A 15,745-nucleotide genomic window follows, 5' to 3' on the forward strand; every position below is an offset into this window, starting at 1 on the left:
ATACGACAGCCTGCCAGCAACTTTCTCGCGCCGCAGGCTCAGGCCAGGCGCGCGGTCAGGTGGACCTCGACGGTGTCGCCTGCCTGCTTGCCGGAGTCGACGCGCAGGGCGTTGGCGACGGGCAGCTTGTGGGTGCCGTCGCCGAGGGCCATGAAGGACGTCTCGAAGGGCGCGCCGTCGACGGTGCCGCGGACCTTCACCCGGCCGCGGGTACCGAAGCGCTCGACGGATTCGGGCCAGATGATGTACGTCCAGCCCCCTTGGCATCGCTCTGGCGGAGGGTCTCGGTGAAGGTGATGTCGAGCGGTCCGACGCCGCTCTGCTCCTGTGCGCTCATGACGTGTCGACCGTCGCACCCGACCCGATTCATCGCCGGGCCGCGGCGCTCCGTAGCCTGCTCCGGTGAGTCTTCGCGGGATGCTGGCCGACACCCGGCCGTTGCAGAACCCGCACTTCCGCCGGCTGTGGACGGCCAACATCATCACCGTCGTCGGCGCCCAGCTGACGGTGGTCGCCGTACCGGCCCAGATCTACGCCGACACCGGCTCGTCGGCGTACGTCGGCCTGACCGGCGTCTTCGGCCTGGTGCCCCTGGTCGTGTTCGGCCTGTGGGGCGGCGCGCTGGCGGACCACTTCGACCGGCGCACGATGCTGCTCGTCACGACCTGCGGCCTGATCGGCACCGCCGCGCTGTTCTGGCTGCAGGCCGCCCTGGGACTGGGGAACGTCTGGCTGCTGCTGGGGCTGTTCTCCGTGCAACAGGCGTTCTTCGCGGTCAACCAGCCGACCCGCTCCGCCGTCCTGCCGCGGCTGCTCGACGACGACGTGCTGCCCGCCGCGAACTCCCTCAACATGACGGTCATGCAGGCCGGCGCGATCGGCGGCCCGCTCATCGCCGGCATCCTGATCCCGTTCACCGGCTTCGCCTGGCTCTACCTGGCCGACGCGCTGTGCCTGCTGGCGACGCTGTGGGCCGTGGTCCGGCTGCCCCCGCTGCCGATCGAGGGTCTGGTGGCGGGGACGCCGGGGCTGCGCTCGGTGGTCGAGGGCATCGCGTACCTGCGCGGACAGCCCGTGCTGATGATGTCCTTCGTCGTCGACATCATCGCGATGGTGTTCGGCATGCCCCGCGCCCTCTTCCCGGAGATCGCGCACGAGAGCTTCCTCGGCCCCGAGGAGGGCGGCCTCGCCTTCGCGCTCCTCTTCGCCGGCATCCCCCTGGGCGCCGTCCTGGGCGGCGTGTTCTCCGGTTGGGTCTCCCGCATCTCCCTGCAGGGCCGCGCGGTCGTGTGGTGCATCGTCGTCTGGGGACTGGCGATGGTCGGCTTCGGCCTCGCCGTCGCCGGCGCCGACGCGCTCCCGGGCTCCGCACGGCTCTGGCTGGTCGTCGCCGTCCTCATGCTCGTCGTCGGCGGCGCCGCCGACATGGCCTCCGCCGCCTTCCGCACCTCGATGCTGCAGACCGCGGCCGCCGACGAGGTCCGCGGCCGGCTGCAGGGGATCTTCGTCGTCGTGGTCGCCGGCGGGCCGCGGATCGCCGACGTCGCGCACGGCGCCTCCGCCGCCATGGTGGGTACGGCGACCGCGGCCGCGGGCGGCGGCGTGCTGGTCGTCGTGCTCGTGGTGGTCGCGGCGCTCGTCGTGCCGTCGTTCGTGCGCTACCGGGTCACGGCGGCGGCTCGGCGGTAGCGGGAGGTCCGACCGGGCCGTCGGCGATGCGAGGGCGTCTGCCCGGCCGGACCGCTCCGGCCGGGCAGCGCTACCGGGGTGGATCCTCAGGACGGGAAGGTGGCGTCGAACACCAGGCAGGGCTCCTCGTAGCGTGCTTCGGGGATGGCGTAGAGCCGGTCGAGCATCTCCTGGCGTCCGGGGAAGGCGGCGATCATGGCGCTCACCTCCTCCTCGGCGGGCGTGATGCCGGCGGCGAGCAGCAACTGGGGCACGAGCACGGTCGGGTCGGCGGTCATATCGGGCTCCTCGGGAGTGGGTTCGTGGGTCAGGAGTAGTGCTCGGCCACCATCGGCGGGACCTGGACGTGCCAGTCGGTCCGCTGCTGGTACGCGTGGCCGGCCGCCAGCACGGCGGCCTCGTCGAACGGCTTGCCGATGATCTGCAGGCCGATCGGCAGGCCGGCCTTCGAGAAGCCCATCGGCACCGACATCGCCGGGTTGCCGAGCGCGTTCCAGTACGGCGTGTGCAGGGGGTCCAGCAGGCCGTCGAAGCTCAGCTCGGAGTACGCCGGGGCGCCGGCGGTAGCGGTCGGAGTCACGATGAGGTCGACGTCCTCGTAGATCTTCGCGACCAGCCGCTGGACGGCGCGCCTCGCCCGCTGCGACTGGGCATAGTCACCGGCCGGCACCAGGGCGCCGGCGACGACGGCGGCACGCGTGCCGGCGAAGTAGCTCTCCCACTGCGACTGCAGGTCCGGGCGGTGGTAGGCGTAGGCCTCGGCCTGCAGGCCCATCATGGTGGCGAACGTGATCTCCTCGTAGTACGGGAGCTCGATCGGGACGACGGTCGCGCCGGCGGCCTCCAGCTCGGCCACGGCGGCGTTGACGAGGTCGACGTACTCCGGGTCGACCCGGGTCGACTTGCCCTCGAGCAGGTCGAGCCCGATCCGCAGCCCCGAGAGGTCGCCCGTGAGGCCGGAGACGTAGTCGTCGACCGGCCGGTCCGCCGACGTGGCGTCGCGAGCGTCGTGCCCCGCCAGCACCGCCAGCATGAGCGCACAGTCCTCGGCGCTGCGGGCCATCGGGCCGATGTGGTCGTAGCTGTAGCCCAGAGGCACGCAGCCGTACTTCGGGACCCGGCCGAAGGTCTGCTTGAGACCGGTGATGCCACAGCTGGTGGCGGGGTAGCGGATGCTGCCGCCGGTGTCGGTGCCGAGGCCGCCGAGGAAGAACCCGGCGGCCACGCCGTTGCCGGTGCCGGAGCTGGAGCCGCCCGGGTAGTGGTCGGTGTTCCAGGGGTTGCGGGGGATCGGGAACGGCTTGGAGTCGTCGGGGATCCCGATGGCGTACTCCATCGTGGTGCTCTTGCCGGTGATGACGGCGCCGGCCGCTCGCAGCCGGGCCACGACCGGCGCGTCGCCCTGTCCCCAGCTGCGGTCGAGCACCAGGCTCTGCGCGGTGGTCTCGCCCTCCTCGGTCGTGATGATGTCCTTGACGCCGAGCGGGATGCCGTGCAGCGGGCCCTTGTCGTCGCCGTTCGCCAGCTCCTGGTCGGCCTTGGCCGCGGCCTCCAGCGCCGTCTCGTCGTAGCGCGCCAGGTAGACACCGAGCTCGCCGTCGTGGGCCTCGGCGATGGCCATCGCCTCGGTCGTGAGGGCCACCGAGGTGGTCTCGCCGGCCCGCAGCGCGTCGGCTGCGTCCTTGATCGTCCGGTACATCGGTGCTTCTCCTTCGTGGGATGGGGCGCTGCTCAGGCGGGCAGCAGCGCCGGAGGGCGGTTGAGGTGGTGCGTCGTCGTGCGCTGGTAGGCGGCGCCCAGCGCGAAGAGGGTCGACTCGTCGCGCGGCCGCCCGACGAGCTGGAGGCTGACGGGTAGGCCCGAGACCAGCCCGGACGGGAGCACCAGCGCGGGGCTCCCGGTGAGGTTGAACGGCACGTGGGTACGGCAGCCGGCGTCCAGCCACGGCACCTCCCGGTCGCCGAGGTCGGACATCATCGCGTCCGCGATCACCGGCGGCAGCGCGGTCATCCCGGGGCAGACCAGCGCGTCGCAGCCCTCCATCGCCCTCTCGAGGTCCCGCTGGAACCAGTTGCGCAGGCGCAGCGCGCGCAGGTAGTCGGCGGCACTGACGAACGGGGTCGCGGCGAGGAGCGAGGCGCCCATCTCGTCGCGGCTCTCGATGTCGAACAGGTGCGCCTCGTGGTAGGAGAGCATCTCCGCGAACATGATCGTCCAGGCCGCCTGCACGACCAGCTCGAACGACGGCAGGTCGACGTCGACGATCGTCACGCCGGTGGCGGCGAGCTCGGCCAGGGATGCCTCGTACGACGCGCGGACGTCGGGGTGCATCTCGGCCTCGAGCCAGCCGGGGTTGCGGGCCACCTTCATCCCGCTCACGTCGCGCTGGACGGCCTCGACGAAGCCGGCGTCCGCCTCGAGCGTCGTGGGGTCGGCGGGGTCCGCCCCCTGGATCACGTCGAGGACCCGCGCGCAGTCCTCGACCGAGCGGGTCATCGGGCCGGCGTGGTCCAGGGTCCAGGACAGGCCCATCACGCCGTGCCGCGGCACCCGGCCGTAGGTCGCCTTGATGCCGGTGATGCCGCAGAAGGCGCTCGGGATCCGGATCGAGCCGCCCGTGTCGGTGCCGATGGCCACCGGGACCTGACCCAGCGCGACCGCGGCGCCCGACCCGCTCGACGAGCCGCCGGTCGTGCGCGTGGTGTCCCAGGGGTTGAGGACCGGGCCGAAGGTCTTGTTGACCGCACCGCCGCAGGCGAACTCGAAGGTCTCGAGCTTCGCCACGAGCACCCCGCCCGCGTCGGCGAGCCGGCTCTCCAGGAGGGCGTCGGTCGTCGGCACGCTGTCCTCGAAGAGGGCCGACCCGCCGGTGGTGGTGATGCCGGCCGTCGCGACGATGTCCTTCAGGGCGTAGGGCACGCCCTCCAGCGGGCGGGCGGTGCCGGCCTTCCAGCGGGCGTCCGACTCCGCCGCCCGGGCCAGCGCGACCTCGGGAAGCACCAGCCGTACGGCGTTGTGGACGTCGTCGGTCTCCTCGATCCGCGCCAGGCAGGCCCGTACGACGTCGGTGGGGGTCGTCGTACCGGACTCGTAGGCCGCGAGCAGCTCGCTCGCCGTCAGGTCGGTGGGGCTCACGAGCGTCCTCCGTTCCTGATCCAGAGCAGCGCGGCGGCGGGCTCGGTCGGCTCCAGGAAGGACAGCGGCAGCCGGCGCAACTGCTCGAGCGCCGGCCGGGTGGCCGCGTGCGTGGCGTACGCCTGGGCGAGTCGTTCGGGGTCAGGGCGATGTCCTGGTTGGTGGCCAGGACCTGGAGCTCGTCAATCGATGGGAAGGGCATGGGTTCCTCCAGCGGTGGTGGGATGCGACGACCTGGTCTCGCCGACGACGAGGGCCAGGAGGATGGAGAGCAGGAGCAGACCCGCGGCGACGCCGAGGGTCGCGTGGATCGGGAGCACCAGCAGTGCCGCGCCGACGAGGAGGCCGCTGGCCAGCATCCCGACGTCACTGGCGATCCGGTAGGCGACGACCGCGTGCTCGCGGTCGGGCAGGAGATCGACGATCATCGCGGCCGGCACCACCCAGGTGGTGCCGACGGTGACGCCGGCGAGGAAGGCGAGGGCGACGACCACGGGCAGGCTGGTCGGGACGATCCCCAGCAGTCCGGTGGTCACGCAGCCGAAGCCGAGCGCGGCGACCAGGACCGGGCGGCGGCCCCAGCGGTCGCTCCACGTGCTCGACGTCTGCATCGAGGTGACGTCGGTCAGCGCCAGCGCGGCCAGGGCGACGCCGATGGCCGCCCAGCCCATCCCGGCCCCCTCCGCGACCAGCGGGATGAGCGTCATCGCGATGGCGGACCGCACGCCCTGGCCGAGGCCGACGAGAACGAGTGCGCCCCGGACCCGGGCGCCACGGATCCCCAGGTCTCCGGGAAGGCCGATGGTCCGCACGGCCTGTCGCAGCGGGACGTGCTCGGAGGAGGACCGACGCGGGATGAGATTCCAGGCGAGCACCGCGCCGACGAGGTTGACCGCGGCGCAGACCCCGAAGAGCAGCCGCAGCCCGTCGGCCCCGGGGAGGAGGGAGGCGATCAGGCCACCGCCGAGCGGCCCGGTCGCCACGCCGGCGAACCAGGCCGCGTTGAACGAGCCGATGGCCGCCGCCTCGTCGCCGCGGCGGGCCAGGTGCAACGCCAGGTGCATGCCTCCGCTCATGAAGAGCGCGGCACCGAAGCCCTGGCCGATGCGCGCCAGGCCGACCACGTGCCAGGTGGTGGTCGCCGCCGTGACCGCGGATCCGAGGCCGAACACGACCATCGCGGCGGAGATCGCCAGCCGCGAGTCGAGGCGCGGGATGAGGCGTGAGCAGAACGTGTCGGAGACGAGCAGGGAGAGCCCCATCGAGGACACCACCACCGCCGCGGCCGCGGGAGATCCGTGGAGGGCGGTGACGAGCACGGCGGTGAACGGAGCGGTCAGGCCGAGGCCGACGCCGGCCACGACCACGACGGCCAGGAAGGCCCGGTCGGACCGCCTCGCGGCGGTCCGGCCGGACGGCATCCGCTCCAGCCGCGCCAGGTTGGTCACGCGCTCACCACCATGCTCTCCGCGGCAACCCCGGTACCGGGCATGGCGCCGACGGCGTCCTCGACGACCTTGCCCGCCCGGAACGTCAGGGCGTCCTGCCAGGCCGCGGCCACGATCTGGATCGACGTCGGCATGCCGGTCGCCGGGTCGACGCCGCTGGGCACGGCCAGGGCGGGGTGGCCGCTGAGATTGAGCACCGAGGTGTTGGCGACCATCGTGGTGCCGCGGGCGAGCAGGGTCGCGTCGTCGGCGGCACCGTCGAGCAGCAGCGGCGCCACCTGGGGCGTCGTCGGCGTGACGAGCAGGTCGTACTCGCCCAGCGCCCGGTCGACCTGGGCGGTCAGCTCGCGTCGCAGGTTGGCCGCCTTGGCGAAGTACGTCGAGAAGTACTGGTCGTGGAGATAGCGGCCGCCGACCAGCCAGGTCTTGAAGAACGGGGGGAACGAGTCGGCCTCCAACCGCCGGACGAGGCCGAACGCGTGGGTGCGCTCGACGTCGACCTCGCCCAGGTGCGAGTAGCCGGTGCCGTCGGTCTGCACGGTGAGCCACCCGAAGTGGAGCAGCAGCGAGAGCTGGATCGCCCACGCGTCCGCCCAGAGCGGGATGGTGGTCCGCTCGACGGTCGCGCCGGCGGCGACCAGCGCCCGGCAGGCGGCGTCGAACTCGCCGAGGACCCCGGGCTCGCACAGGTCCGGGTGCGTGCCCTCGGCCACGATGCCGATCCGCAGTCCGGCGACGCCTTCACCGACCGTCGCGGCGGCACTCGTCGGCTCAGGGACACCGCGGACCCATTGCGGGTCGCGCGAGGAATGGCCGCTCATCACGTCGAGCATCCGGGCGGTCAGGTCCACGGTGCCTGCGATGGGGCACACGCCGTCGATGGTGTGGTCCATGTAGGTCAGCCCGTGGGAGGGGACCAGTCCCTGCGTGGGCTTGATGCTGACGACACCGTTGAAGGAGGCCGGGATCCGCGCGGAGCCGCCCTCGTCGACGCCGATCGCCAGGTCGACCGCACCGGAGCGTACGGCGGCGCCGGAGCCCCCGGAGGAGCCGCCCGGGGAGCGCCGCGGGTCGACCGCGTTGCGCGCCGGTCCGAACCAGCTGGACTCTCCCATGCCCGAGGTCGAGAAGTCGTCGAGGTTGGTCTTCCCCACCACGTCGGCGCCCGCGTCGAGCAACCGCTCCACCACCACGGCGTCCGTCGTCGGCGTGTAGCTCAGGGTGCGGGAGGCGTTCGTCACCGGGACGCCGGCGACCGCGAGGTTGTCCTTCACGCCGACCGTGAGGCCGGCGAGGGGGCCGCCGCCTGCGCCCTTGACGAGACAGCGCCGGACGAACACGTGGAACGGGTCCTCGGCGTCGGTCGGCACCCAGCCGGGATCCCGCTCGAGGTGCTTGAGGCGGGGAGTGGCGACCGGCAGCTCGTCGAGGCGATCGATGGCGGCGAAGACCCCGTCCAGCACCTCGGCGTACTGCTCCGCCTCCGTGGGCGTGAAGGTGAGGTACTCGCTCGCGGCGATCTCCGCCACCTGTGCCGGCGTGGGACGCCGGATGAAGCCGCGGATGCGGCCGCGTGGGAGTGACATCGCTGGTCACCTTTCGTTTCGGGCCCGGCGGGCCAAGGGGTGTCCGGGGCCGGAGTACGAGCGCTCCGGCCCCGGCGCCGTCATTCGACGGTGATGGAGGTGAGGTCGGCGAACCACGACTGCGGCTGGACGAAGCCCTTGACGTTCTCGGCAAGGACGCGTGGGTTCCGGTCGTTGACCACGTTGAGCCAGGCGGCCTCCTCGGTGATGATCTGCGCCGCCTCGGCGTAGATCCCGGACCTGGCGTCGTCGTCGAGGACGGTCTTCGCCTGGGCGAGCAGCTTGTCGACCTCGGGGTTGGCGTACTTGCCGGCGTTGATGGTCGAGTCGCTGGCGAACCACATGCTCCAGAAGCCCTCCTGCTGGAAGGACAGGGAGATGTTGATCGCGTTGGCGTCGTCCGGGATCCGGCCGACGAAGTAGTCGGTCAGCATGGCCGCCCACTCGATCGGCTTGAGCTCGACCTTGATGCCCACCTTGGCCAGGTCGGCCTGGAGCGCGGTGTTCATCGGGCCCGGGATCATGTTGCCGGAGCCGCTGGTCGGGTACGACAGCGTCATCGTGAAGCCGTCGGGATAGCCCGCCTCCGCGAGCAGCTGCTTGGCCTTGTCGACGTCGTAGCCGTAGAGGTCGTCCTCCGGTCGGTACGCCGCATTGGCGTGCGGCGTCGTGCCCAGGGCCGGCTCCGCGGTGTCGTGGAGGATGTTCTCGACCATGGCGTCGCGGTCGATCGCCCAGTTGAGGGCCTGCCGGACCTTGACGTCGTCGAAGGGCGGCTTGGTCGTGTTGAGCACCCACGGCCAGGCGTGGTCGTAGGAGTTGGTCAGCACCTGGTAGCCCTCGCCGTCCAGGCTCGGCACGTCGTCCGGCGGCGGGACCTCGATCCAGTTCACCTCGCCGGACCGCAGCGCGGCGGTGCGGGCGGTGGGATCGGGGATGGGCCGGAGGATCACCGTGTCCACGGTCGGCTTACCGTTCCAGTAGTCCGGGTTGGCCACCATGGTGAGCTGCTGACCGCGCTCGAGGGACTCGAACTCGAACGGACCGGTGCCGACCGGCTCGAGGGCGAACTTCTCGTTGCCCAGCTCCTTGATCGCCTTGGGGCTGCCGAAGTAGACGGTCGCGAGGTCGACAGGGAGGTAGGACCAAGGACCGTTCGTCGTGATCTCGAGGGTGAGGTCGTCGATCTTCTGGAAGGACTTGATGCCGGAGATCGACAGACCGCCCTGGCCGTTGAGATCGGGGTAGTAGTGGTCGGACCCGGTGTCGACGTACCGCTCGAGGTTGAACACCGCCGCGTCGGCGTTCCAGGGCTCGCCGTCGTGGAACGTGACGTCCGGGCGGAGCTTGAAGGTCCACACGGTCAGGTCCTCGTTCGGCTCCCACGACTCGGCGAGGTCCGGGACGATCTTCGGGATCTCATCCCCCTGCGTCAGGTCGAACTTGGTGAGACCGTCGTACAGCTGGTTGGCGACGAACCGCAGGCCCTCGTAGCCCTGAGCCTGGGCGAGGCCGGTGTCGAGGACCGGGATGTCGGAGGCCGTCATGCCGATGATCAGGGTGTTGGCGCTGCCGCTCGAGCTGCCACCGCCGCCACAGGCGGCGAGCATCGCGGACAGCAGCACACCCGCGGAGGCGACGGCGGCGACCCGCATTCGTCGTCCCCGGCCGGCGCCTCGGCGCCGCGTTCGGAGGAGGGGGCTGTTCACGTCGGTTCTTTCCTTTCTCGAAGCCGCACGAGGCAGCGCTCGACCGCCCGGCGACCCAGGTGGTCGTCGGCAGGGTGGAGAGGTGGTGGCTAGGCCGTCTTGAAGAGCGACTTCCCCGGGATCGCCGCGAGGAGCGAGGCGGTGTACTCGTGGGAGGGAGCCGACCAGATCTGCTCTGCGGACCCGTGCTCGACGAGCTTGCCGTGATACATGACGACGACGTTGTCGCAGATGTGCTCGATGACCGCGAGGTCATGCGAGATGAACACGAAGGCGACCCCGAGGTCCTTCTGCAGGTCCGCGATCAGGTTGAGCACCTGGGCCTGGACGCTCTTGTCCAGCGCGGACACCGCCTCGTCGCAGACCACGAGGTCCGGCGAGGTGGCCAGGGCGCGTGCGATCGCCACCCGCTGGAGCTGTCCGCCGGACATCTCGTGCGGATAGCGCCGGGCGTGCGCGGCCGTGAGGCCCACTCTCTCGAGCAGCTCGACGGTGAGCTTCTTGCGTCGTTGCGCCTCGATGTCGTGGGCACGCATGTTGAACTCCATCGACCCGGCGATCGTGAGCCGGGGGTTGAGGGAGGTCTGGGGGTTCTGCGGCACCACCTGGAGGCGGGCCCGCAGCCTGCGCATCTGGGCACGGGACTGGGTGGCCAGGTCGGTCCCGTCGAACTCCACCCTGCCCTCGTCGGGCTTCATCAGGCCCAGGCACATCTTGCCGGTGGTCGACTTGCCGGAGCCGGACTCGCCGACGATGCCGAGGATCTCGCCGCGGGCGACGTCGAAGCTCACGTCGTCGACGGCCCGGAGGCTGCCGAAGGCCTTGACCAGGCCCTCGGCCCTCATCAGGGGCGCGGTGTCCGGGACGGGACCGGCCTCCTGGGCGGTGAGGGTCTCGGTGTTCACGACGCCACCGCCTCGGGCCCGGTCGCCTCCGGCGACCAGGCGATCATCGTGGGCAGGGTGCCGCGGGGGACGCCCGGCCGCGGCTGTGCGGCGAGGAGCCCCTGGGTGTAGGGGTGCTGGGGATTCTCGAGCACGGACCTCGCGGCGCCCTGCTCGATGAGCCGACCGCGGTACATCACCGCGACCCGGTCGCCGTAGTCGGCCGCGACGCCGACGTCGTGGGTCACCATGAGCACGGCCGTCCCGGTCTCCTCGCGCAAGGTGGAGATCAGGTCGAGGATCTGCTTCTGCACCGTCACGTCCAGAGCCGTCGTCGGCTCGTCCGCGATCAGGATCTGCGGGTCGCAGCTCACGGCGATCGCGATGACCGCGCGCTGCCGCATGCCGCCGGAGAGCTCGTGGGGGTAGCTGGCTGCGACCCGCTTGGGGTCCTGGATGCCGACCTGGGCCAGCAGCTCCTCGGCCCGTCGGACAGCGCTCTGCTTCGGCGTCCTCTGGTGCACCCGGATCACCTCGGCGATCTGCGAGCCGATCCTGCGCAGCGGGTCGAGGGCTCCGGTCGGGTCCTGCGGCACCATCGCGATCACGCCGCCGCGGATGGTGCGCATCTCCGAGTCGCGCACGCCGACGAGCTCCTTGCCGTTCATCCTGACCGAGCCGGTGATGTCGGCGTTCCTGCCGTAGAGCTGGAGCACCGAGCGAGCCGTCACCGACTTGCCCGAGCCACTCTCGCCCAGGAGCATCAGCGTCTTGCCGCGCTCGAGCGTGAAGGACACGTCCCTGACGATCTCGGTCCGCTCCCCGCGGCGGAGGAAGGCCGTGCGGAGGCCTTCGACCGCGAGCGGCGGGACAGGTCCGTCGCCCAACGGCCCGACCGCCTGGCTGTGGGTCTCGACGGCGGTCATCGGTCACCTCCGCGCACGTCGAGGTAGTCCCGCAGGCCGTCGCCGAGGACGTTGAAGGCGACCGAGGGGATCAGGATCGCCACGGCCGGGATCACGGCCAGGATCGGCTTGGTGTAGATGTACTGCGTGTGGTCGCTGACCATGAGGCCCCACTCGGCGGTCGGCGGCGAGACGCCCAGGCCGAGGAAGCTGAGGCCGGCGGCGTACACGATCGAGAGGCCGATGAGCGCCGTGCAGTAGACCACGACGGGCGGCGCGACATTGGGCAGCACCTGACGCACCGCGACCGCGACGCCGGTCGCACCGGAGGCGCGCGCCGCCTCCATGTAGTCCAGCTCCACCAGGCGACGGGTCTCGGTCTCGGCGACGCGGGCCACCGGCGGCACCAGGATGACGGCCAGCGCGATGATGGCGTTCGAGATGCCGGACCCGAGGGCGGCGGCGATCGCGATGGCCAGGAGCACGGCGGGGAAGGCGTAGAAGACGTCCAGTGTCCTCATGATCACCCGGTGCAGCCACGGTCTGCCCAGGCCGGCCGCCACGCCGAGCGCCGTGCCGAGAGTGCCGGCGAACAGCACGGGCACGAGTCCCGCCAGCAGTGAGAGCCGCGCGCCGACGACGAGCCGCGTGAAGACGTCGCGCCCTTGGCCGTCGGTGCCGAGCAGGTGTCCGTCCGTGCCGGCCGCAAGCAGCCGGTCGGCGGTCTCGCCCGCGTTCGGGTTGCCCACGAGGAGTGGGCCGACGAGGGCGACCACGGCGAAGACCAGGACGACGCAGCCGGAGATTCGGGCACTGAGAGGCAGTCGCCTGCGGCTACGTCGCCGACGACGCACGCGAGGGGCTGAACGGGCCGATGCTAGGACGGTCATGACGACTCCGATGCGAGGGACGAGTGGACGGGGTGAGGCGTCGGCGACTCAGGTTCGGACCCGCGGATCGATGACCGCCTGCAGGGCATCGACCACGAGGTTGAGGAGGACGAAGGCGAGGGCGGAGACCAGTACGCCGGCCTGGATGACCGGGAGGTCGCGCTGGGCGATCGACTGGTAGACCAGCTGCCCGACACCGGGCCAGGCGAAGACCGCCTCGACGAAGATCACTCCGCCGAGGAGGTAGCCGATCTGCAGGCCGGCGACCGTCAGCAGCGACGGAGTGGTGTTGTGCAGGGCGTGCACCATGATCCTCCGGCGCGAGAAGCCGCGGGCCTGGAGCGCCTCGATGAAGTCCATGCCCATGACGTCCCGCACCGAGCTGCGGAACATCCGGGCGATGATGCCCGCGGGCACCAGCGCGGCGGTGAAGGCCGGCAGGACCAGGTGGCTGAGGAGATCTCCGAACCCACCGCCGCCGTTGGCGCCGTACATGCCGCTCACCGGGAACAGCTGCGCGCCGGCGGCGAGATAGATGATCAGCAGGAGACCCACGGAGTACTGCGGCACGGAGATCGAGAACAGGGCGAACGCGTTGCCGAGGCGGGCGACGATGCCGTTCTCGCGGAGCGCGGTCACCGTGCCGATCAGCAGACCGAGGACCAGCGCCAGGATCGCCGCGGCGAGGGTCAGCACCAGGGTGTTGCCGAGGGCGTCCATGACGATCGGCGCCACGGCCGTGCGTTTGGACAGGCTGGTGCCGAAGTCGCCGGTGAGCGTGCTGGTCAGCCAGGACCAGTACTGGAGGGGCAACGGGTCGTTGAGGCCGAGTCGTTCGGTCAGCGCCGCCTTGGCCTCCGGTGTGCCGGTCGGTCCCAGCATCGCGGCGACGGGGTCGCCCGGGATGATCTTGATGGTCGCGAAGATGACGAGCGAGACGCCGATCAGCGTCGGGATCGCCATCAGGAGCCGCTTGCCGATGAAGCCGAGCATGGTCAGGCCTTCCCCTCGGGTTCGGGGCGTCGCCGGCGACGCGGTTGCTTGATCTGCAGGGTGATCCGGTCGCCGCGGACCCGGTTGAAGGCGTACTCCAGCGGATTGCCGTTCTGGTCGCGCAGCAGGCGCTCGAAGAGCAGGATCGGCGCGCCGGTCTCGACGCCGAGGTGGCTGGCCGCGAACTCGTCGGCGAGCGTCGCCTCGATGTGGATGTCGCTGATGCCCATCTGGATGCCGGCACGCTCGTAGACGGAGTACCACTCGTCGACGAGCGGTGCCTGCTCGACGATCGCGGTGAGCGGCACCGGCACGTAGGCGGTGCAGACGTAGTACGGCTCGTCGTCGATGGCCGCGACGTAGTCGACGATCGCGCACCGGTCGCCGGCGGCCAGACCGAGCCGATCGGCCACGCGCGGGGCGGCGACGTCCGTGGTGACGTCGAGGATCCGGTGGGACACGCGCCGGCTGGTCGCCGGACCGTGGAGGTGGTCCACGGGATGGTCGACCTTGGAGGCCGAGACGAAGGTCCCGTTGCCGGGGATGCGCTGCACGAGTCCCTCCGCGCGCAGCAGGTGGAGCGCGTCCCGGATGACCTGGCGGCTGGTCGAGAACGACAGCATCAGCTCGGTCTCGCTGGGAAGGACGCCGGCCTCGATCTCCTTGTGGATGATGGCGGAGCGCATCAGGTCGCGCACGCGTCGAGCTGCGGCCTGGCGACGGGTCGTCCTCGGGTCGAGTCGGGTGGCGGACATGCGGACAACAGTGCAGAACGGAAGTCACCCGACCAGATCCTTGGGGGTAACGCGGTCGTTACGCCTCCAACCTTCCTCCGGAGGTGCCGTTTGACCTGCGCAAACGGCATCCTCGCGAGTCGCCGCGCCGGAAACTTCCTCGCCCACGCGGGGAGCCGATGACTCGGCTGCCGTCCCCGGCCTCGTGCCGCGTGGCGCACGTCATGGACTCGGGTCACAGAACCGGAGGTCTCGGCGGGCCTCAGCTTGGATTCACCGCGGATGGGACGCGGCGCGTGGACCCGCGAGCACGGCTCGCGCCCGGCCGAGCACCTCGTTCAGCACCCGGCTCGCGGCGGCGACGTCCGCGGGGTCGAGGTCCTGCCAGATCGGGTCGGCGGCGAGGGCGATCCGGGCCTGGATCGCGGCGACCAGCTGTCGCCCGGCGGGCGTGGGCCGTCCGGCGGTGAGCAGCCCCGCGGCGACGAGGCCGTCGACGAGGGCGGGGGCGTCGGCGAACCGGGCCCGGTCGGCGACCGCGGCGGCGAGGCCGGCGTCGGTGCCGGCGTCGGCGCCGGTCTCGTCCTCGAGCACGTGGGCGAGACGGAGGGTGACCCACTGCGGCTCGGTGAGCCGGCCGTCGAGGGCGCGGTCGAGCAGGGCGGAGAGCGACTTCTCCGTCTGGCCGATCAGCTGGGGTCCGAGGGGGAGGGCGGTCATGGCGGTCTCCTAATTCGTTGGTGCAGCCAACGATACTGGATCGTTGGTCGCACCAACAATCTCTAGACTGGGGTCCATGACCTCGCTGCACCGCGTCGCCGACCGGCCGACCTGGCTGCTCAGCCGCGCCAACGCCCGCGCGCAGGGCCTGCTGGGCGAGGCCTTCGCCGCGGCCGGCGTCCGCGGCTACCACTACCGCCTGCTGGCGGCCCTCGAGGAGCACGGTCCGTCCAGCCAGGCCGACCTCGGCCGGGCGACCGGCATCGACCGCAGCGACGTGGTCGCGACGCTCGACGACCTCGTCGGCTGGCGGCTGGCCCGGCGCGACCCGGACCCGGCCGATCGCCGGCGCAATGTCGTCACCCTGACCCGGGCCGGCGGGCGCCGGCTCGTCGAGCTCGACGGCGTGCTGGACGGCGTGCAGGAGGCCGTGCTCGAGCCGCTGACCCGGTCCGAGCGCAGGACGCTGCTCGCCCTGCTGGCGCGGCTCAGCTGACCAGCAGCCCCCGGAGGTACGCCGCCTGGCCGACGTGCTGCGTGCAGTCGTTGACGACGCTGACCAGGCGCACGCCCAGGGTGACCGGCGGGTCCCAGCGGGTGTCGACGACCCGGTCGAGGTCGTCGGGGGTGACCGTGGCGACGAAGGCGAGGGTGCGGGCGTGGGTGGCGCGGTAGTAGTCCAGGAGCAGGGCGGCGGGGGCGCGGACCGAGCCGACCTGCTCGCCGGTGTGGCCGTAGCCGGTGTCGGCGGGGTCGAGCGGGAGGCCGAAGCGCTCGGCGTACCCGTCGTCGGTCCACACCTGGCCGCTGCCCGCGACGTCGGCGACGTGGTCGTCCTGCACCCGGGTGAGGTGCCAGACCAGCCAGGCGATGGTGTTGGCGCCGGGCGCCGGCCGCGCGACGAGGACGTCGTCGGCGAGGCCGTCGAGGACCCCCTCGAGGTCGTCGAGCACGCGGGCGAAGGCGTCGGTCAGCAGGTCTGCGGGAGTCATGCCACCGACGCTACGCCGGAGCCGGGCGGCCCCGCGGCCGGGCGGCCGGGCGCGGGCCCG

16 protein-coding genes are annotated in these 15,745 nt (G+C 71.7%); 2 read left to right on the forward strand and 14 right to left on the reverse strand.

Translation table 11 applies throughout. From position 1 onward, the window contains the following. Nucleotides 1-38: 38 nt before the first annotated feature. The gene (locus FIV44_RS32190; protein ID WP_246086952.1) at nt 39-200 is read right to left on the reverse strand and encodes a DUF1905 domain-containing protein; all 162 of its coding nucleotides are present in this window, start codon (nt 198-200) and stop codon (nt 39-41) included. A 202-nt stretch (nt 201-402) separates the two neighbouring features. Here FIV44_RS32190 and FIV44_RS14010 point away from each other — a divergent pair, with 202 nt between their 5' ends. Then, the gene (locus FIV44_RS14010; RefSeq protein ID WP_246086953.1) at nt 403-1,689 is read left to right on the forward strand and encodes an MFS transporter; all 1,287 of its coding nucleotides are present in this window, start codon (nt 403-405) and stop codon (nt 1,687-1,689) included. Between the two features lie 86 nt (nt 1,690-1,775). Here FIV44_RS14010 and FIV44_RS14015 read toward each other — a convergent pair whose 3' ends face one another. The 12 genes from FIV44_RS14015 to FIV44_RS30520 form a co-directional block, all read right to left on the reverse strand. After that, nucleotides 1,776-1,967 (reverse strand): hypothetical protein, encoded by a 192-nt coding sequence (locus FIV44_RS14015; protein ID WP_141004973.1) that lies wholly within the window; start codon nt 1,965-1,967, stop codon nt 1,776-1,778. Between the two features lie 29 nt (nt 1,968-1,996). Next, on the reverse strand, nt 1,997-3,388 hold the full coding sequence (locus FIV44_RS14020) for an amidase (protein ID WP_141004974.1): 1,392 nt from the start codon (nt 3,386-3,388) through the stop codon (nt 1,997-1,999). A 32-nt stretch (nt 3,389-3,420) separates the two neighbouring features. Then, entirely contained in the window at nt 3,421-4,824 is a 1,404-nt protein-coding gene (locus tag FIV44_RS14025; RefSeq protein ID WP_141004975.1) for an amidase, read from the reverse strand. Between the two features lie 182 nt (nt 4,825-5,006). Next, on the reverse strand, nt 5,007-6,272 hold the full coding sequence (locus tag FIV44_RS14030) for an MFS transporter (protein WP_141004976.1): 1,266 nt from the start codon (nt 6,270-6,272) through the stop codon (nt 5,007-5,009). Further along, on the reverse strand, nt 6,269-7,858 hold the full coding sequence (locus tag FIV44_RS14035; protein ID WP_141004977.1) for an amidase family protein: 1,590 nt from the start codon (nt 7,856-7,858) through the stop codon (nt 6,269-6,271). The genes FIV44_RS14030 and FIV44_RS14035 overlap by 4 nt, the downstream gene beginning before the upstream one ends. Nucleotides 7,859-7,938: 80 nt before the next feature. Beyond that, nucleotides 7,939-9,513: an ABC transporter substrate-binding protein gene (locus tag FIV44_RS14040; protein ID WP_141004978.1), complete on the reverse strand. Its 1,575-nt coding sequence runs from the start codon at nt 9,511-9,513 to the stop codon at nt 7,939-7,941. Nucleotides 9,514-9,656: 143 nt separating this feature from the next. Continuing rightward, nucleotides 9,657-10,472: an ATP-binding cassette domain-containing protein gene (locus tag FIV44_RS14045; RefSeq protein WP_219996444.1), complete on the reverse strand. Its 816-nt coding sequence runs from the start codon at nt 10,470-10,472 to the stop codon at nt 9,657-9,659. Then, nucleotides 10,469-11,377, reverse strand: a complete 909-nt coding sequence (locus tag FIV44_RS14050) for an ABC transporter ATP-binding protein (RefSeq protein WP_141004979.1) — start codon at nt 11,375-11,377, stop codon at nt 10,469-10,471. The genes FIV44_RS14045 and FIV44_RS14050 overlap by 4 nt, the downstream gene beginning before the upstream one ends. Continuing rightward, entirely contained in the window at nt 11,374-12,132 is a 759-nt protein-coding gene (locus tag FIV44_RS14055; protein ID WP_219996445.1) for an ABC transporter permease, read from the reverse strand. The genes FIV44_RS14050 and FIV44_RS14055 overlap by 4 nt, the downstream gene beginning before the upstream one ends. A gap of 162 nt (nt 12,133-12,294) precedes the next feature. Next, nucleotides 12,295-13,239, reverse strand: a complete 945-nt coding sequence (locus FIV44_RS14060) for an ABC transporter permease (RefSeq protein WP_141004981.1) — start codon at nt 13,237-13,239, stop codon at nt 12,295-12,297. Nucleotides 13,240-13,241: 2 nt separating this feature from the next. Then, nucleotides 13,242-13,994, reverse strand: a complete 753-nt coding sequence (locus FIV44_RS14065) for a GntR family transcriptional regulator (RefSeq protein ID WP_141004982.1) — start codon at nt 13,992-13,994, stop codon at nt 13,242-13,244. 252 nt (nt 13,995-14,246) lie between these two features. Further along, nucleotides 14,247-14,693 carry a MarR family transcriptional regulator gene (locus FIV44_RS30520; protein WP_181411171.1) on the reverse strand — a complete coding sequence of 149 codons (447 nt, stop codon included), beginning with the start codon at nt 14,691-14,693 and terminating at the stop codon, nt 14,247-14,249. Between the two features lie 76 nt (nt 14,694-14,769). On the opposite strand from FIV44_RS30520, the gene FIV44_RS14075 reads away from it, so the two are divergent. Continuing rightward, on the forward strand, nt 14,770-15,189 hold the full coding sequence (locus tag FIV44_RS14075) for a MarR family winged helix-turn-helix transcriptional regulator (protein WP_141004983.1): 420 nt from the start codon (nt 14,770-14,772) through the stop codon (nt 15,187-15,189). Here FIV44_RS14075 and FIV44_RS14080 read toward each other — a convergent pair. Beyond that, nucleotides 15,182-15,685, reverse strand: a complete 504-nt coding sequence (locus tag FIV44_RS14080; protein ID WP_141004984.1) for a mycothiol transferase — start codon at nt 15,683-15,685, stop codon at nt 15,182-15,184. The genes FIV44_RS14075 and FIV44_RS14080 overlap by 8 nt on opposite strands. Between the last annotated feature and the right edge of the window lie 60 nt (nt 15,686-15,745).

Source organism: Nocardioides humi, assembly GCF_006494775.1.
Classification (GTDB): domain Bacteria; phylum Actinomycetota; class Actinomycetes; order Propionibacteriales; family Nocardioidaceae; genus Nocardioides; species Nocardioides humi.